Here is a 17,808-nt window from a genome sequence, read left to right on the forward strand (position 1 = left end):
ACGAAAATGTGACCCACCTGACAGATCCAGGTCACAGTCCTGCATCACGCGGGTGGATCCTGGCCCGGCCCCGGTGGCACCTAGGCTGGCCGCGTGCCCGACGACCTGACGCCCGCCGCCGAACCCATCCCCACCTCGGGAGACGCCGCCCCGGCGGCCCCGGCCCCCACCTCGGACGACGCGCCCGTCGAGACCCCGGCGGACGCCCCGGCCGAGGCGCCCGTCGCGGAGCGCCGCCCGACGGTCCGCTCGCACCACGGCGACGACGTCGTCGACGACTACGAGTGGCTGCGCGACAAGGACTCGCCCGAGGTGCTGGCCCACCTGGCCGCGGAGAACGCGTGGACGCAGGCGCAGCTCGCGCACCTGGCGCCGCTGCGGCAGGACGTGTTCGACGAGATCAAGGCGCGCACGCTCGAGGCGGACCTGTCCGTCCCCGTCCGCATGGGCGGCTCCTGGTACTACACCCGCACCGAGGAGGGTCGGCAGTACCCGATCCACGCCCGCGTGCCGGCCGCGGGCGAGTGGGCGCCGCCGCGGATCGAGCCGGGCACGGTCCCGGCGGGCGAGCAGGTGCTGCTGGACCAGAACGCCGCGGCCGACGGCCACGACTTCTTCTCCCTCGGCTCGTTCGACGTCTCGGAGGACGGCGCCCGCTTCGCGTACGCCGTCGACACCACCGGCGACGAGCGGTTCACGCTGCGCGTGCGCGACCTGACGACGGGCGAGGACCTGCCCGACGTCGTCGAGGACACGTTCCCTGGCGCGGTGCTCACCCCGGACGGCCGGTACGTCTTCTACCCGACGGTCGACGACGCGTGGCGGCCGTACCGGGTGTGGCGGCACGAGGTCGGGACCCCGGCGGCCGACGACGTGCTCGTGCTCGAGGAGCCCGACGAGCGGTACTGGGTGGGCGTGGGCCTGACCCGGTCGCGCCGCTACCTCGTGGTCGAGCTGGGCTCGAAGACGACCAGCGAGGCGCGCGTCCTGGAGGCGGACGACCCGACGGGCGACCTCCGCACGGTCTGGGAGCGCCGCGACGGCGTCGAGTACACGGTGGAGCACGCCGTGCTGCCGACGGGCGACGACGGCCCCGGTACCGACGGGCGCGACGCGCTGCTCGTCCTGCACAACGACGGCGCGGAGAACTTCGCGCTCGTGACCACCGACGTCCCCGCGCCGGGCGCCGGCCCCCTCGACCCCGCGGCGGCGCGCGTCGTGGTGCCGCACGACCCGGACGTGCGGCTCGACGGCGTGGACGCGTTCGCCCACCACGTGGTGCTGAGCCTGCGGCGGGAGGCGCTGCCGCGCGTCGCCGTCGTCGACCTCGCCGACACCGCCCGCGCCACGCCGGACCAGCCGTGGACGGCGCGGGAGATCGACGTCGACGAGGCGCTGTTCTCCGTGGCGCTCGACGCGAACCCCACCTGGGAGCAGCCGCTGCTGCGGGTGCAGCACACGTCGTTCGTCACGCCCGCCACGGTGCTGGACGTGGACCTCGCCACCGGCGAGCGGCACGTGCGCAAGCGGCAGCCCGTGCTGGGCGGCTACGACCCGGCCGACTACGTGCAGCGCCGCGAGTGGGCCACGGCCGAGGACGGCACGCGGGTGCCGATCAGCCTCGTGTGGCGCAAGGACGCGGTGACGCTCGACGGGTCCGGCACCCGCGCGGAGCCCGCGCCGCTGCTGCTCTACGGGTACGGCGCGTACGAGACGAGCATCGACCCCTACTTCTCCGTGCCGCGCCTGAGCCTGCTGGACCGCGGCGTCGTGTTCGCCGTGGCCCACGTGCGCGGCGGCGGCGAGCTGGGCCGGCACTGGTACGACGACGGCAAGCTGGAGCACAAGGCGCACACGTTCTCCGACTTCGTCGCGTGCGGCCGCCACCTCGTGGAGTCCGGCTGGACGGCGCCGGAGCGCATGGTGGCCGACGGCGCCAGCGCGGGCGGGCTGACCGTGGGCGCGGCGCTCAACCTGGCGCCCGGCCTGTTCGCCGGCGTGCTCGCCGGGGTGCCGTTCGTCGACGCGCTCACCTCCATGCTCGACCCGGCGCTGCCGCTCACCGTCGTCGAGTGGGACGAGTGGGGCGACCCCCTGCACGACGCGGAGGTGTACGCCCGCATGAAGGCCTACACCCCGTACGAGAACGTGCCCGACGACGCGTCCGCCTACCCGCGGGTGCTGGCCACCACGTCGCTGCACGACACCCGCGTGCTGTACGTGGAGCCCGCCAAGTGGGTGGCGCGGCTGCGGGCCGCCGGCGCGCCCGCGCTGCTGAAGATCGAGATGTCCGCCGGTCACGGCGGCGTGTCCGGCCGGTACGCCCGCTGGGAGGAGATCGCGTTCGAGCACGCCTGGACGCTCGACGTGCTCGGCGCCGCGCGGCGATGACCCGGCGGGGGTGAGATCTGGCGTGGCCGATCCCACACGGCGTCGCTGGAACGGCGGGCGCGTCCCGGACGTCGTACCGTCGCGGGGCCGGGGTCGTGTGGGCCCCGGTCTCGTCGTCGTGGAGCCGGCACCGTGCACGCACGTCCGGTCGTCTGGAGCTCGTGTGTCAGGGAACGCCACCACCAGGTTCGCCAACGTCTCGCTGCTGGCCGTGACCAGCCGCCTGCCCTCCGGCGTCCGGACCTCAGCGGAGGTCCAGGGGCGGCTCGCCCCGGCGCTGCGGAGGCTGCGGCTGCCCACCACGCTGCTGCAACGCGTGGCCGGGGTGCGCGAGCGGCGCGCGTGGGCCGCGGGCGAGGACGTGGACGACGCGACCGTCGCCGCGGGCCACGAGGCGCTGCGCGTGGCGGGCGTCGAGCCCGCCGACGTGGGCCTGCTGATCAACACCTCCGTGACCCGCCGGCACCTCGAGCCGTCCGTCGCGGTGCGGCTGCACCACGGGCTCGGGCTGCCGTCGTCTGCGGTGAACTTCGACGTCGCGAACGCGTGCCTCGGCTTCATCAACGGGATGAGCCTCGCGGCCGGGATGATCGACTCCGGCCAGGTCCGCTACGCCGTCGTCGTGGACGGCGAGGACGCCGACATCATCCACGACCGCACCATCGAGCGGCTGCTGCGCGAGGAGCGCAGCCGCGACGACTTCATGCAGGAGTTCGCGTCACTCACGCTCGGCTCGGGCTCCGCCGCCGCCGTGCTCGGCCGCGCGGACGAGCACCCCGAGGGGCACCGCGTGGTGGGCGGCGTGACGCGCGCCGCGACCCGGTTCCACGACCTGTGCGTGGGCAGCACCGAGGGCATGTTCACCGACGCGAAGGCCCTGCTCGACGGCGGCCTGGAGCTCGTCGTCGACGCGTGGAAGGACGCCGTCGCCGACTGGGACTGGTCGGGGATGGACCGGTACGTCACGCACCAGGTGTCGCGCGTGCACACCGACGCGATCGTCGAGGCCGTCGGCCTGGACCGCACCAAGGTGCCCACCACGTACGAGCGGCTGGGGAACGTGGGGCCGGCGTCCGTGCCGATCACGCTGGTGGAGCAGCAGGACACGCTCGCCGCGGGGGACCGCGTGCTGCTCATGGGCGTGGGCTCGGGCATCAACACCGCGATGCTCGAGCTCGCCTGGTGACGGGCGTCGTGACCCACCCCGTGCCCACCCTGCGCCCCGCCGACACCGTCCCGCCGGGCCTGCCCGGCCTCGACCCCCGGTACAGCCACGTGCTGACCGACGCGCGCGGCGGGTCGTGGCACTACCTCGACAACGGGCCGGAGCTCGCCGCGCGCGGCGTCGAGCCCGTCGGCACGGTGCTCGCCGTGCACGGCAACCCCACCTGGTCGTACCTGTGGCGGCGGCTGGTGACGGACGCCGTGGCCGCAGCCCGCGCGGGCGCCCCGGCCTGGCGCGTCGTGGCCGTCGACCAGCTCGAGATGGGGCTGTCCGGGCGGACGGGCGAGCATCGCCCGCTGGCGCGCCGCGTCGCCGACCTCGGCGCCTTCACCGACGCGCTGGGCCTGACGGGGCCCGTCGTGACGCTCGGCCACGACTGGGGCGGCGTCGTCTCGCTGGGCTGGGCCGTGGACCACCCCGACCAGCTCGCGGGCGTCGCGCTCCTCAACACGGCGGTGCACCAGCCCGACGACGCGCCCGTGCCGGCGCCGCTGCGGCTCGCGCTCGCGGGTCCCGTGCACCGGCTCGGCACCCGCACCACGCGCGCCTTCCTCGAGACCACGCTGGCGCTGGCCCGACCGCGGCTCGCGGCCGACGTGGCGGAGGCGTACCGCCTGCCCTACCTCGCCGCCGGCGAGCGCGACGGCATCGAGGGCTTCGTCGCCGACATCCCGGTCGACGACGCGCACCCCAGCGCGCCCGAGCTGGCACGCATCTCGGCCGGCGTCGCGCGCCTCGCCGTGCCCGCCGTCATGCTCTGGGGCCCGCACGACCCGATCTTCTCCGACCGCTACCTGGACGACCTGGCGCGCCGGCTGCCGCACGCGCACGTGCACCGGTTCGCCGGTGCCGGCCACCTCGTCGCCGAGGACGCGGAGTGGACACCGCCCGTGCTGGAGTTCCTGTCGGGGGTGCTTCCGGCGGACGGGCGGCCCGAGCTTCCCGACCCCTCCGCCTCGTCCGACCGCTCCCCGTCGTTCGTGCCGCTGTGGGCGGGACTGGACGCCCGGGCCGACGACCCGGGCCCTGCCGTGCTGGACATGACCACGGACGGCGCGGACGGCCGGCCGTTCACGGCGAGCTGGCGGGCGCTGGACCGGCAGGTGCGGCGCGTCGCCGCGGGCCTGCACGCGATCGGGGTGCGCCGGGGCGACCGGGTGTCGCTGCTGGTCGAGCCCGGCCCCACGCTGACCGCCCTGGTGTACGCGTGCCTGCGGATCGGCGCGGTGGTCGTGGTGGCCGACGCCGGTCTGGGTGTCCGCGGGCTGACGCGCGCGCAGCGGGGGGCGTGGCCGCGGTTCGTCGTGGCGCAGCGCAAGGGCCTGGCGGCCGCGCGGGCGCTGGGCTGGCCCGGGGTGCGGATCTCCGCCGAACCGCTCCCCGCCCCGGCGCGGCGCGCGCTCGGCGTGACGCACGAGCTCGTCGACGTCGCCCGCGCGGGCGAGGGCCGGGACCTGCCGCCCGAGCCCGGCCCGCACGACGAGGCCGCCGTGCTGTTCACCTCCGGCTCGACGGGCCCGGCCAAGGGCGTCGTCTACCGGCACGCCGAGCTGTCGGCCCTGCGCGACGCGCTCGCGGCGCACTTCGACGTCGGGCCCGGGACCGGCCTGGTCACCGGCTTCGCGCCCTTCGCGCTGCTCGGCCCCGCCCTGGGCACGCGGTCGGTGACGCCGCGCATGGACGTGTCCTCGCCGCGGACCCTCACGGCCCGCGCCGTCGCCGACGCCGTCCGGGCCTCCGACGCGCGCATCGTCTTCCTCTCCCCGGCCGCGATCCTCAACGTCGTGGCGACGGCGGACGCGCTGGACGACGACGACCGCGCCGCCCTCGGCCGCGTGCGCACGTTCCTGTCCACGGGGGCGCCGATCTCCGCCGCGCTGCTGGGCTCGGCCGCCGAGCTCATGCCCGCCGCGACCGCGCACACGCCGTACGGGATGACGGAGTGCCTGCTCGTCACCGACGTCACGCTCGACGGCATCCGGCAGGCCGCGGCGGCGCCCGACGACGGCGTCTGCGTGGGCCGGCCCGTCGGCGGCGGCGAGGTGCTGGTGAGCGCGCTCGACGCCGACGGCGCCGCGACCGGCGCGCCGTCCGCCGCGCCGGGCGTGCTCGGCGAGGTGCTGGTGCGCGCCGGCCACCTCAAGGAGCGCTACGACCGTCTGTGGCTCACGGACCTGGCCGCGGAGCGGGACACCCCGCCCGGGCGCTGGCACCGCACCGGCGACATCGGGCACCTGGACGACCAGGGCCGGCTGTGGATCGAGGGCCGCCTGTCGCACGTGCTGCGCACCGCCGACGGCCCGCTCGCGCCGGTGGGCCCCGAGCAGCACGTGGAGCGCGTCCCCGAGGTGCGGCGCGCCGCCGTCGTCGGGGTCGGCCCGGCCGGGCTGCAGCAGCCCGTGGCCGTGGTCGAGACCGTGGAAGGCGTGCGGCGCCCCGCGCTCGCGCCCGAGGCGCTCGCGGCCGCCGTCCGCGCGGCGTCGCCCGTGCGGCTCGCGGCCGTGCTGGTGGTGCCGCGGATGCCCACCGACGTGCGGCACAACTCCAAGGTCGACCGCGCCCGCCTCGCCGCGTGGGCGGACGGCGTGCTCACCGGCGGCCGCTGGGGGACGCCGTGACCGCCCGGCCGACCGTCCTCGTGACCGGCGCGTCGGGGCTGCTCGGCGGCGCGGTGGCCCGCGCGCTCGTGGCCCGCGGGGACGACGTGCGCACCCTGCAGCGGCGGCCGTCCGGCGTCCGGGGCGCGGCGGACGTGCTCGGCACCGTGACCGACCCGGACGTCGTCGCGCGCGCCGTCGACGGCGTCGGCGCCGTGGTGCACCTCGCCGCCAAGGTGTCGCTGGCCGGGGACCCCGCCGAGTTCCGCGAGGTGAACGTGGGCGGCACGCGGGCCCTGCTCGACGCCGCCGAGCGCGCGGGGGTGGCGCGGTTCGTCCAGGTGTCGTCCCCGTCCGTCGCCCACCTGGGGGCGTCGCTGGTGGGCGTGCCGGCCACGCCCGCGGACCCCGAGCGTGCCCGCGGCGAGTACGCGCGGACCAAGGCCGCGGCCGAGGTGCTCGCGCTGGGCCGGGACGGCGTCGGCGGCGGGCCCCGCGTGGTCGCCGTGCGCCCGCACCTCGTGTGGGGGCCGGGGGACACGCAGCTCGTGGAGCGCGTCGTCGACCGCGCGCGCCACGGGCGGCTGCCGCTGCTCGGGCACGGCGCGGCGCTCATCGACACCCTCTACGTGGACAACGCCGCCGACGGCATCCTCGCCGCCCTCGACCGCCTCGACGACGCGCCCGACGTCGTGGGCGGCCGCGCCTACGTGCTGACCAACGGCGAGCCGCGCACCGTCGCGGACCTGCTCGCCGGCATCTGCCGCGCCGCGGGCGTCACGCCGCCCGCGTGGCGCGTGCCCGCCGGCCTGGCACGGTCCGCGGGCGGGCTCGTCGAGGCCCTGTGGCGCGTGCGCCCCGGCGCCGACGAGCCGCCGATGACGCGCTTCCTCGCCGAGCAGCTGTCCACCGCGCACTGGTTCGACCAGCGCGCGACGCGCCGCGACCTGCGCTGGACGCCCGCCGTGGGCGTCGACGAGGGGATGGCGCGGCTGGCGGCCCACTACGTGGGGACGGCGCCCCCGGCGGCGTCGGCGAGGTCAGGGCCGCACGAGCCGTAGGGGCTGGGCGCCCGCGCGCACCGTCACGGTCTGCCCCCAGGTGGCGACCAGCCGGTCGTCCTCCATGCCGTCGCCGAAGACGACGAGCCGGTCGGAGGCGACGGTGAGCGCCACCTCGTCCCCGGGCTCCACCGTGCCCTCGGTGAGCGACGTGCCCGTGCCGGGCGACGGCCACGCCTCGCGCACGAACCAGCCGAGCCGGTCGTCCGTCCGGCCCGGTGCGGCGCGCCCGCCGCGGTCGTGCGCCAGCGACGCCCACCAGCCCGTGGCGCCGGTACCCGTCGCCACCAGCAGGCCCGACGACGACTGCCGCTCCGTGCCCGCCGCGCAGCGCAGCGCGTACCGCGCGCTCTGGTGCGACGGGTGGCCCACGAACACCTCGTTGAGCGCGGTGAGGCGCTGCCCGTCGTCGAGGTCCGCGCGCACCGTCGTGAGCGCGTCGACCGGCAGCAGGGCGGCGAGGTCCGGGGCGCCGGAGCGCGCCGGCGGCTCGCCGTCCAGGCCGCGGAGCAGGCGCGCGGCGGCCGCCACCGAGTGCCGCACCAGGACGCCCGCGTTGCTGCCGGGCTCGGGGTCGACGCCGAGCACCGGCTGGCCGTCCAGGTACTTCGCGACGTTCGCGACGAGGCCGTCCTGGCCGACCACCACGACGACGTCCTCCGGCGCGACCAGGAACCGCGACAGGTCGGCCCGCTCCACGTCCGCCCGCGCCCACCCGGCGGGCAGGGCCGCCACCACGGCGTCGCGGGCGGCCGCCAGCGTGTCGTGCCGCTCCTGCACCTCGGCGAGCGTGCGGCCCCGCGTGCGGAGGAAGAACTCCGCCTGGCCGCGGGTGCCGTGCCGGTCCAGCAGCTCGTCGAGCTCGGTGCGGCGGTGCACGACGACCGCCCGGCGGCGCAGCATCGTCAGGCCGCCGTCCGGGCCGGGGCGTCGCCGCCCAGCGCGCCGCCCACCAGGGTGCCCAGCACGCCGGTGAGCAGGTCCGGGGTGACGGTGAGGTGCTGCACCTCGGGCAACGACCGGGCGGCGTCCCGCAGCGCCAGGGCGACCAGCGTGCTCTGGCCGGCCTCCGCGTAGGCGGCCATCCGGGCGCTCTCGGCCGCCGCCTCCGCCTCGCCGACCGTGCGCACCTGCTCGGCCCGGGCGTCGGTCTCGAGCCGCGAGCGCTCCGCCCGCGCCCGGGCCTCGACCATCGCGGCCGCGGCCTGCTCCTCGGCCTCGCGGCGGGCGTTGGCGCCCTCCTGGGCGACGAGGCGCTCGCGGCGGGTGGCGAGCTCGATCTTGCTGGCCAGCTCGTTCTCGGCGATGGCGCGCTCCCGCTCGACGGCCAGCGCCCGGCGCTCGTACGTGGCCCGGTCGGCCTCGGCCTGCACGTGCTCGCGGGCAGGGGTCTGCAGGGCGCGCTCGACGTCCTTCTCGGGGCGGACGGCGAGGACCTGGACGCCGACGACGGCGATGCCGGTCGCGACGAGCCGCGGGTCGGTGGGCAGCTCCTCGGTGAGGAGCGCGCGGACGCGGGGCACCCCCGAGGTCATGGCCTCGGCGAGGGTCATGGCGGCGAGCACGTCGGTGGCGTGGCTCTGGGCGAGCTGGCCGACGATGGTCGTGACCTGGTCGCGGCCCGCGGTGCTGGTGGCGCCGTCGTGGGGGTCGACGGCGAAGTCGAGCCGCTGCGAGGCCGTGACGGGGTCCGCGAACCGGTAGGTGACGTTGGCCTGGACGGTGACGTCCTGGTGGTCGGCGGTCACGGCGTGGAAGAAGACGGGGAGCTCCTGGTCGTCCACGGGCACCTCGCTGAGCACCGACGTCGTGGGCCGGAACCAGAAGGCCTGCCCGACGCCCTCGTGGGCGACCCGGCCGCGGCGCAGGTGCACGACGTGCCCCGTGGGGCTGCCGAGGAAGTGCCGGGTCCAGGGGTAGCTGCGGACGGTGGCCATGACGGTCCTTCTTTCTCGTCAGAGTGACAATTAATTGATGTCACGCTGACGATAACCAGCGTCGCGAGTTCTCGTCAACCTGACGACAAAGCGGGTAGGGTGGCGGTCATGGGACGAGCGGACCAGGACGCACCGGCGCGCGACGGCGGCACGACGGTGCCCCCGGGCGCCGCGCTGCTGCCCGTGACGGTGGACGTCGTCGCCCTCACCGTGCGCGACCACGCGCTGCAGGTGCTCCTCGTCGAGCGCGGCGTCGACCCCTACCGCGGCGCGCTCGCCCTGCCCGGCGGGTTCGTGCTGCCGGGGGAGCGGCTCGCCGCCGCGGCCACCCGCGAGCTCGAGGAGGAGACCGGCGTCGTGCCGCCCGGGCACCTCGAGCAGCTCGGCACGTACGGGCCCCTCGGCCGCGACCCGCGCGGCCCCGTCCTGGCGGTGGCGCACCTGCTCCTGGCGCCCGACTTCGGCGTCGTGCGCCCCGGCTCCGACGCCGGCGCCGCGGCCTGGCACCCCGTCGCGGACCTGCTCGACGGCGCGGCGACCCTCGCGTTCGACCACGCGCGCATCCTGGCCGACGGCGTCGAGCGCGCCCGGTCCAAGCTCGAGTACTCCCCGCTCGCCACGGCGTTCTGCGGGCCCGAGTTCACCGTCGCGGAGCTCCGGCGCGTCTACGAGGCGGTCTGGGGGGTGCGCCTCGACCCGCGCAACTTCTCGCGCAAGGCCACCGGAACCCCCGGGCTGCTCGAGGAGACCGGCCGCTCCACCTCGGGCGGGGCGGGCCGCCCCGCGGCGCTCTACCGGGCCGCGCGAGGCGCCACCCCGGGCGGCCCCGACGACCGCGCCGAGCGGCCGGACGACGGCCCCGCGGTCGTCCCCGCCGTCATCGACCCGCCCCTGCTGCGCCCCCGCGACTGAGCCCGGGTGGGCCCGCGCGGGTCGGCCGCGCCACGCGCGACGTCGACACGCCGCCCCAAGATGAACAACAGGTGAACAGTCCCGGAACAGTTCACCGAACGGTCGACGGGCGGTCGAAAACCCTCAGGTTCACCCCCCACGATGGGTGGCGTGACCGAGACGCTTCTGCTCGCGCTCGTCGTCGTGACGGCCCTCGCGTTCGACTTCACGAACGGGTTCCACGACACGGGCAACGCGATGGCCACCTCCATCGCCACCCGAGCCCTCAAGCCCCGGACCGCCGTCGCGCTGTCCGCCGTCCTCAACCTCGTCGGCGCGTTCCTCTCCCTCGCCGTCGCCGCCACGATCGCCAAGGGCATCGTCGACGCGGGAGTCATCACGCTCCCCGTCGTCCTCGCCGGGCTGGTCGGCGGCATCGTCTGGAACCTCATCACCTGGCTGCTCGGCATCCCGTCCAGCTCCTCGCACGCCCTCGTGGGCGGCATGGTGGGCGCGGTGCTCGCCGCCGTCGGCACGTCGGGCGTGCTGTGGTCCGGCGTCGTCGCCAAGGTGCTGGTGCCCGCCCTCATCGCCCCCGTCGTCGCGATCGCGGTGGCCGGCCTCGGCACCTGGCTCGTGGCCCGCCTGACCCGCGGCGTCCCGCAGGACGTCACCAACCGCGGCTTCCGCTGGGGCCAGATCGGCTCCGCGTCGCTCGTCTCCCTGGCGCACGGCACCAACGACGCGCAGAAGTCGATGGGCATCATCCTGCTCGCGCTCATCGCGGGCGGCGCCGTCCCGGCCGACTCGGGCGTGCCGTTCTGGGTCATCATCAGCTGTGCCGTCGCCATGGCGCTCGGCACCTACCTGGGCGGCTGGCGCGTCATCCGCACGCTCGGCAAGGGCCTCGTCGAGATCGACACCCGCCAGGGCATGGCCGCCGAGACGTCGTCCGCCGCCGTCATCCTGCTGTCCAGCCACTTCGGCTTCTCGCTCTCCACGACGCACGTCGCCACCGGCTCCGTGCTCGGTTCCGGCGTCGGCATGCCGGGCGCCACCGTGCGCTGGAAGGTCGCGGGCCGCATGTTCGTGGCCTGGATGGTGACCCTCCCGGCCGCCGGCCTGGTCGGTGCCCTGTGCCACTGGCTCGAGTCGTCCATCGGCGGCACGGCGGGCACGCTCGCCGTCTTCGCGCTCCTGGTCGTCGTCTCCGCCGCGATCTGGATGGTGTCGCGCCGCAAGCCGGTCGACCACACCAACGTCAACGAGGCCTGGGACGAGGAGAAGGGCGCGTCCGTCGAGGCCGTCGCCGCCACCACGGGCGAGGCCGGCGGCGAGCGCGTCGCGCCGGTCCCCGCGGTCGCCACCGCGTCGTCCGTCGCCCCCGCCGTCGGGGCCGTGTCCTCCGTCGGCACCGCGTCGAACCAGAAGGTGGGAGCATGACCGACTTCATCGAGTGGGGCGCCCTCGGCCAGGTGCTCGTCGCCGGGCTGATCATCGGCGCCGGCATCCCCGCGCTGTTCGCCCTCGGGCTGCGGCTGCTGGCCGGCACCACCACGGAGGCCCCCGCGGCCGGCACCGCGTCGGACGCCGACGCCCCCGGCCCGCGCGTCATCGCCATCCCGCGCCCGTCGCCGGCCCGCCTCGCCGGCGCGATCGCCTGCATGGGCGTCGTGGTCGGCGCCATCGCCTTCGGCCTGGTCTTCCTGGTCTCCGGCGGCCACTGACCGTCCCCTCGAGGGGACCAGGTCAGCGGGCGAGGTCCTCGGCGGCGGCCGCGAGAGCCCGCGCGGCGCGCTCGTCGCCCAGGGCGGTGCACGCCGCGACGGCGGCGGCCGTGCGCGGCCCGGACAGGCCGGCGAGGGTCGTGCGCAGCACGTCGGCGTCGTGCACGGTGCCCAGCAGGTCCTGCAGGCCGCGGTGGCGGTCGGCGACGTCGGCGGCCCACCGGTCGGTCGCGGCGTCCCCCGAGGTGGCGAGCACCTCGGCGGCGTAGCGCGCGCGGCGCGCGGCCTTGCGCAGCCGGTGCACCGCCTCCGGCGCCGGGCGGGGGCCGTCCCACGGCTCCGCCCACGACACCACCGGTCCCGCGCGGCGCCGCACCCGCGCCAGCTCGTGCTCGACGCCCGGGCGCAACGCCGTCGCGGCCCCGGCACCCGGGTCGCCCGCCAGCGGCGGCGCGACGGCGAGGGCGTCCAGGCGCGCCGTGAGGTCCCGGCAGCGGGGCGACGCGAGCGCCTCCGCCACTCCCTCCCGTGCGTCGTCGTGCGCGGCCCGCAGCGCGCCGTCGAGCGCCACGATCCCCCCGCGCACCCGGGGGTCCGCCTCGACGAGGTCGGCGGCGAGGGTCGCGAGCCCCGCGCGCCGCACCTCGGCGTCGCGCGCCGCCCCGAGCGTGCGCACCCACCACGTCAGCGCGTCGAGCGTGCCGTCCTCCGGGTCCAGGAACGGCCAGAACGCGCGGAGGGTGCCCCGCAGCCGCCGGACCGCCACGCGCGCGTCGTGCACCGCCTCGGGCGCGCCGGGGCCCGAGGCCGCGACGCGCACGTCGTCGTGACCGCGCAGGATCGCCTCCGCCTGGGAACGGATCGCGTCGGTGAGCACCTCGCCGGCCGTGCGGGCCATGCTCGATCGTCGCCCCGCCGGAGGGCGCCCGCCCGCGGCGCAGGCTGGACGCGGGGGGGGGGGGGGGGGCGGCGGCGTGCTCAGGCGCGGGCGGCCGTGAGCGCGAGCGTGAACCCCCGCTGCACGAAGCTGCCCCCGGCGTCGTCGATCGCCGCCCCGAGCCCGTCCAGGACGGCGCGCAGCTGCTCGGCCGGCAGGCGCGTCGCGAGGCCGGTCGTGGGCACCCAGTCGAGCCACTCGTCGCGCGTGTACGTGCGCTCCCAGTCGAAGCGGTGCTCCCGGGGCTCGGCGAACCGGCCGCCGGCGCGCACCCCGTCGGCGGCCCGGGCGACCATCGGCGCGTAGCCGTCGATCGACGTCCTCGTCCCCGCCGTCGCCATCGGCGACCCCGGCAGCACCCGCGCGTAGACGGCCGCGAACGCCGCGGCGAGGTCCGGCGGCGGGTCGCCCGCGTTCCAGAACACGCTGAGCTCCCCGCCGGGGCGCAGGACGTCGGCGGCGCGCGCCGCCCCCGCGTCGGGGTCCACCCAGTGCCACGTCTGGCCGGCGGTCACGGCGTCGAACGAGCGCCCCGCCGGGTCCCACTCCTCGAACCGGGCGACCTCGACCTCGGTGCCGTCGCGCCGCGCGACCTCCGCCATCCGGTCGTCGACGTCCACCCCGAGCACGTCGCACCCGGCGGCCCGCAGCTGCCGCGCGACGATCCCCGTGCCCACCCCGACGTCGAGCACGCGCGGCGCCCGCCCCGCCGCCGCGACCCGCCCCGCCGCCGCGACCCGCCCCGCCGCCGCGACCCGGCCCGCCGCCGCGGCGACGGCCGCGATCAGCGCGTCCGGGTACCGCGGCCGGGCGCGGTCGTAGCGGTCCGCGTCGACGCCGAACGACGAGGCGACCTGGCGGAGCTCCGCCGGGTCCGGGACACCGGGCGCTGTGCTGGTCATCCCGTCAGCCAAGACCCGACCGTCGCGCCGCGCAACGGTGTTCGCGGCCGGCGGACCCGGGCGGCCGCTCGACGCTCGCCGGGGTCAGCCGGGGAGGTCGGCCTTGGCGGCGAGCACGCGGCGCGCGGACGCGTCGACCTTCTTCGCGAACGCCGGGTCCTTGCGGGCCTTCGCCACGAGGGCGTCCGCCATCGCGGGCGCGACGGACGGGTCGGCCGACGCGAGCACCAGGTCCACGCCCGCGTCGACGGCCTCGACGGCGCGCCGGCCGGGCGACCAGCCCTGCACCTGCACGGCGGCGGAGAGGTCGTCGGTCATGACGACGCCGTCGAACCCGAGCTCGCCGCGCAGGAGGTCGCCGACGACGACGGGGGAGAAGGCGGCGGGGGCGTCGGGGTCGATCTCGTCGTAGACGGCGGTGGACATCATCACGAACCGCGTTCCGGCGTCGATCCCCTGCGCGAAGACGTCGACGGACGGGTCGTCGCGGGTGGTGACGTCGTCGGTCACGTGGGCGGTGGTGTCCGTGTTGGACGTGACGCGGCCGAGCCCCGGGAAGTGCTTGATCACGGGCTCGACGCCGGCCGCGCGCTGCCCCGCGGCGAACGCGTCCGCGGAGCGCACCACGCTCTTCGGCGTGTACCCGTAGTTGCGGTGGAAGTAGCCGATGGGCGGGTTGTCCGCGGCGTCGGCCTCGTCGACCAGGTCCATCACGGGCGCGAGGTTGAGGTTCACGCCGGCGTCGGAGAGCTCGTCGCCCCACCCCCGCGCGCGCTCCCGGAGCGTGGCGGGCTTCCACGTGGCCTGCTCCGTGGCCTCCGGCATGTCGGAGAAGCCCGGGCCGCGCAGCACCTGGACCTTGCCGCCCTCCTGGTCGGTCGCCACGAGCAGGGGGGTGCCGTGCGTGGAGCGGGCCGAGACCAGCGCGGTGTACCGGTCCACGAGGTCGCGCGTGGCCTCGACGCCCGCGGTGCTGCGGCCGTGCAGGAAGACGTTGCCCACGTGGTCGTCGCGGATCGCGTCGGCGCTCACGGCGGCCGGGTCGCTCAGCGACACGCCCACCATGACCAGCTGGCCCACCTTCTGCCGCAGCGTCCAGCCGGCGAGCACGTCGTCCGGCTTCTCGGTGGCCTCGCCGGTGGGCTCGGGGCTGCCCGAAGCCGTCGGGGTGGGGCTCGTCGTCGCGGTGGGCGTCGGGGAGGGGGTGGGCGACGGCGGGGCGCTGGTCGCGGGCGGCGCCGACGACGTCCCGGGCGCCGGCGACGGCTCGCCCGCCGGGCCCGAGCAGGCGGCGAGGAGGGCTCCGGCGGCGAGGAGCGCGGCGAGGCGGGCGGCCCCGCGGCGGGGGGTCACGCCCGTCGGGCAGGGGCACCGTCGCGATGGGCGAGGGTGGCCAGCGCGTCCTGCCAGTGCGCCTGCGAGCTGCTCGCGTGCTGGGCCGTGTCGATGTTCTCCTGTCGCACGGACACGACGGTACCCGTCTCGTCCGCTTCGAGAAGAATGCGGATCTCGTGGTAGTTGTCCGGGACGTCAGCGAGCTCCGCCAGCGGCGAGAAGTGGGTGAAGTGCAGCAGCCGGGGGCGCTCCACGGCGATCACCACGCCCTTGTCGGCGAACTGGCGGCCGAAGAAGTGCCCCTCGAAGGTCACCGGGCTGCCGGGCTGGAAGTCCGTCTCGATGTTCGCGCCCAGCATCCACCGCGCGCCCGGGTGCATGAGCTCGGCCCACACCCGCTCGGGCGGCTGGGTCACGTGGATCGACGCCTCCGCGACGTGTGGGTAGCGGTGCGGGGACGCGCTGCTGGGGCTGGTCATGGGGGGTTTCCTTCCGCCGGCTCCGGTAGGTCTCGACCCTATCCCCGGGGCTGGGCGGGTGCCCCGTCGCGGGCGAGCTCGCGCACGAGGCCGAGCACGTCGTCGACCGACTGCGCGGGGTCGGTCACGGGCGCCTGCACGTGCCGCACGACGCCGGCCGGGTCCACGAGGAGGGTGACCCGCTTGAGCCGGTCCGCGCCGCCCGCCCGGAACAGGGGCAGCCGCAGCGCGGAGGCGGCGAGGCCGTCCTGGTCGGACGCGAGCAGGTAGGGCAGGTCCGCGTGCGCGGCGAACGCCGCCTGCTGCTCGGGGTGCTGGGTGCTCACGCCGAGCACCCGCGCGCCCGCGGCGTCGAGGTCGGCGTGCCGGCGTCCGTAGGTGACGCACTCGAGCGTGCAGCCGCTGGTGCCGGGCACGTCGCCCCAGTGGGGCGGGTACCCGTGGGTGCCGGGGGCGTAGGCGCCGGGGAAGAAGAACAGCGCGGTCCAGCGGTCCGGGTCGACGAGGTGCACGGTGGAGCCGTCGTGGGCGGCGAGCGCGACGTCGGGCACCCGCGTGCCCTCCAGCGCGCGTGCGCGGGCGAGGTCGCCGTCGCCGAGGTCGCCGCTCAGCGTGCCGTCCCCCATGACGAACCGCGTGCCCCACTCCTGCAGGGCGAGCAGCACGGGGAGCAGCCCCTCCCCGCGCGCCGTGAGCCGGTAGTCGTGGCGGGGCGGCCGGTCGGAGTAGGGCACCTTCTCGAGCACGCCGTGCTCCACCAGCGACCCGAGCCGCTCGCTGAGCGCCCGTCGAGACAGGCCGAGCTCGCGGTCGAAGCCCTCGAACCGGGTGATGCCGGCGGCGGCCTCGCGGACGATCAGCAGGCTCTGCCAGTCGCCGACGACGCCGAGGGACTGCGCGATGCCGCACGAGCTGTCGACAAGGTCCTCGCGGCGCATGGTGGTCATCCTCTCGCCGGGCCGGGGTGTGCGTCCATCCCGCGTCGTGGAGTAAGTTCCATTCTGGAACTTACCAACGACGGCGCCGCACCGCCTGTTCCCGGCGGCGCCGTCCCGCAGCGAGGAGGTGGCCCGTGGCCACGAGTGCACGGCCGTTCTGGACCTACTGGGCCGCGAGCACCACCAGCGGGGTCGGCACCGCGGTCACCGCCGTCGCGCTGCCGCTCACGGCGGTGACCGTGCTCGACGCCGGACCCGTGGAGACCGGCGTGCTGGCCGCGTCGTCGTACCTCGCCTGGGTGGTGCTCGGGCTGCCGGCCGGCGCGATCGTGCACCGGCTCCCGCTGCGCGCCACGCAGGTCGTGGCCGACCTGGTCCGGGCGGCGGCGGTCCTCGCGCTGCCGCTCGTCTGGTGGCTGGGCGAGCTCTCGCTGACCCACCTCGTCCTCGCGGCGCTCGCGGTCAACATCGCCGAGGTGTTCTTCTTCACCGCCAACACCACGTTCCTGCCCACCGTGGTGCCGCAGCACGAGCTGACCAGCCGCAACAGCCTCGTCTCCGGCACGCAGGCGGCCACGCAGCTCGGCGGCCCGTCGGTCGCCGGCCTCCTCGTGCAGGCCGTCGGGGCGGTGCCCGCGCTGCTGGTCGACGTCGCCTCGTACGTCGCGTCCGCGCTGCTGCTGCGGCGCCTGCCCGAGCGGCGCGAGCCGGCCCCGGGCGACGGCGAGGCGCGCCCCGGCATGGGCCGGATGATCGCCGAGGGCTGGCGGTTCGTCGTGCGGCACCCCGTCATGGCGCCGGCCACCTGGTGGGCCTGCGCGGTGAACCTCGTGTGCGGCGTCCAGGCCGGCCTGTTCGCCCTCTACCTGGTGCGCGACCTCGACGCCCCGCCCGCGATGGTCGGCGTGCTGCTCGCCGCCGACGGCGTCGGCTCGCTCCTCGCCGCGGCCGCCACGCCGTGGCTCGTGCGCCGGTTCGGGTCGGCGCGCGTGCTGCTGGTCGACGGGCTGTTCGGGTTCGCCGGTGCCCTGCTGATCCCGCTCGGGGCCGGCACCCTCGGCTGGCTGTGCTTCGCCCTCGGGACGCTCGTGTTCGGCGCGTCCGTGGTGCCGGGCAGCGTCGTGACGCGCACCTACCGCCAGGTGGCCAGCCCGCCCGCGCTGCTGTCCCGCGTGATGGCGACCGTCCGGTTCGTGTCCTGGAGCATGATCCCGCTCGGCTCGCTGGCGGCCGGCGTGCTCGCCGCGCACGTGGGCAGCCGGGCCGTGCTGCTCGGCTCCGCGTTCGTCCTGCTGCTGGGCCCGCTCATCGTGGGCCTCAGCCCGGTGCGCCGGCTGCGCGACCTCGAGGACTTCGAGACGCCGGCGGAGCTGGTGCCGGCCTGAGGC

At 76.8% G+C, this 17,808-nt stretch carries 15 protein-coding genes; 8 read left to right on the plus strand and 7 right to left on the minus strand.

All coding sequences use genetic code 11. From position 1 onward, the window contains the following. Positions 1-93: 93 nt before the first annotated feature. From ACFU9A_RS03305 to ACFU9A_RS03320, 4 genes are all read left to right on the plus strand, one after another. Positions 94-2,391 carry a S9 family peptidase gene (locus ACFU9A_RS03305; protein WP_430573835.1) on the plus strand — a complete coding sequence of 766 codons (2,298 nt, stop codon included), beginning with the start codon at positions 94-96 and terminating at the stop codon, positions 2,389-2,391. 163 nt (positions 2,392-2,554) lie between these two features. Next, positions 2,555-3,577, plus strand: coding sequence for a 3-oxoacyl-ACP synthase III (locus ACFU9A_RS03310; RefSeq protein ID WP_430573836.1), 1,023 nt, complete (start codon positions 2,555-2,557; stop codon positions 3,575-3,577). Then, positions 3,574-6,234 (plus strand): alpha/beta fold hydrolase, encoded by a 2,661-nt coding sequence (locus ACFU9A_RS03315; RefSeq protein ID WP_430573837.1) that lies wholly within the window; start codon positions 3,574-3,576, stop codon positions 6,232-6,234. The genes ACFU9A_RS03310 and ACFU9A_RS03315 overlap by 4 nt, the downstream gene beginning before the upstream one ends. Beyond that, on the plus strand, positions 6,231-7,274 hold the full coding sequence (locus ACFU9A_RS03320; protein ID WP_430573838.1) for an NAD-dependent epimerase/dehydratase family protein: 1,044 nt from the start codon (positions 6,231-6,233) through the stop codon (positions 7,272-7,274). The genes ACFU9A_RS03315 and ACFU9A_RS03320 overlap by 4 nt, the downstream gene beginning before the upstream one ends. Here the strand turns inward: ACFU9A_RS03320 and ACFU9A_RS03325 are convergent. Together ACFU9A_RS03325 and ACFU9A_RS03330 are read right to left on the minus strand one after the other, a co-directional pair. Next, a complete protein-coding gene (locus ACFU9A_RS03325) occupies positions 7,254-8,177 on the minus strand; it encodes a hypothetical protein (RefSeq protein ID WP_430573839.1) in 924 nt (307 codons plus the stop codon). The genes ACFU9A_RS03320 and ACFU9A_RS03325 overlap by 21 nt on opposite strands. A gap of 2 nt (positions 8,178-8,179) precedes the next feature. Further along, a complete protein-coding gene (locus ACFU9A_RS03330; protein WP_430573840.1) occupies positions 8,180-9,211 on the minus strand; it encodes an SPFH domain-containing protein in 1,032 nt (343 codons plus the stop codon). A gap of 108 nt (positions 9,212-9,319) precedes the next feature. On the opposite strand from ACFU9A_RS03330, the gene ACFU9A_RS03335 reads away from it, so the two are divergent. The 3 genes from ACFU9A_RS03335 to ACFU9A_RS03345 all read left to right on the plus strand — a co-directional run bounded on the left by ACFU9A_RS03335 (position 9,320) and on the right by ACFU9A_RS03345 (position 11,829). After that, complete coding sequence (locus ACFU9A_RS03335; protein WP_430573841.1) at positions 9,320-10,123, plus strand: NUDIX domain-containing protein; 804 nt, start codon at positions 9,320-9,322, stop codon at positions 10,121-10,123. 141 nt (positions 10,124-10,264) lie between these two features. Next, a complete protein-coding gene (locus ACFU9A_RS03340; protein ID WP_430573842.1) occupies positions 10,265-11,545 on the plus strand; it encodes an anion permease in 1,281 nt (426 codons plus the stop codon). Then, positions 11,542-11,829, plus strand: coding sequence for a hypothetical protein (locus ACFU9A_RS03345; RefSeq protein ID WP_430573843.1), 288 nt, complete (start codon positions 11,542-11,544; stop codon positions 11,827-11,829). Before ACFU9A_RS03340 ends, ACFU9A_RS03345 begins: the two co-directional genes overlap by 4 nt. Positions 11,830-11,851: 22 nt before the next feature. Here ACFU9A_RS03345 and ACFU9A_RS03350 read toward each other — a convergent pair whose 3' ends face one another. From ACFU9A_RS03350 to ACFU9A_RS03370, 5 genes are all read right to left on the minus strand, one after another. Next, complete coding sequence (locus ACFU9A_RS03350) at positions 11,852-12,727, minus strand: CHAD domain-containing protein (RefSeq protein ID WP_430573844.1); 876 nt, start codon at positions 12,725-12,727, stop codon at positions 11,852-11,854. A gap of 80 nt (positions 12,728-12,807) precedes the next feature. After that, the gene (locus ACFU9A_RS03355; RefSeq protein ID WP_430573845.1) at positions 12,808-13,668 is read right to left on the minus strand and encodes a class I SAM-dependent methyltransferase; all 861 of its coding nucleotides are present in this window, start codon (positions 13,666-13,668) and stop codon (positions 12,808-12,810) included. Positions 13,669-13,752: 84 nt separating this feature from the next. Further along, complete coding sequence (locus ACFU9A_RS03360) at positions 13,753-15,021, minus strand: glycoside hydrolase family 3 N-terminal domain-containing protein (RefSeq protein ID WP_430573846.1); 1,269 nt, start codon at positions 15,019-15,021, stop codon at positions 13,753-13,755. Continuing rightward, positions 15,018-15,482, minus strand: a complete 465-nt coding sequence (locus ACFU9A_RS03365) for an SRPBCC family protein (RefSeq protein WP_430573847.1) — start codon at positions 15,480-15,482, stop codon at positions 15,018-15,020. Before ACFU9A_RS03365 ends, ACFU9A_RS03360 begins: the two co-directional genes overlap by 4 nt. A gap of 38 nt (positions 15,483-15,520) precedes the next feature. After that, a complete protein-coding gene (locus tag ACFU9A_RS03370; RefSeq protein ID WP_430573848.1) occupies positions 15,521-16,420 on the minus strand; it encodes a winged helix-turn-helix transcriptional regulator in 900 nt (299 codons plus the stop codon). 134 nt (positions 16,421-16,554) lie between these two features. On the opposite strand from ACFU9A_RS03370, the gene ACFU9A_RS03375 reads away from it, so the two are divergent. Beyond that, positions 16,555-17,805 carry an MFS transporter gene (locus tag ACFU9A_RS03375; RefSeq protein ID WP_430573849.1) on the plus strand — a complete coding sequence of 417 codons (1,251 nt, stop codon included), beginning with the start codon at positions 16,555-16,557 and terminating at the stop codon, positions 17,803-17,805. Positions 17,806-17,808: the final 3 nt, after the last annotated feature.

It is taken from the genome of Isoptericola sp. NPDC057653 (assembly GCF_042799955.1).
GTDB lineage: Bacteria > Actinomycetota > Actinomycetes > Actinomycetales > Cellulomonadaceae > Isoptericola.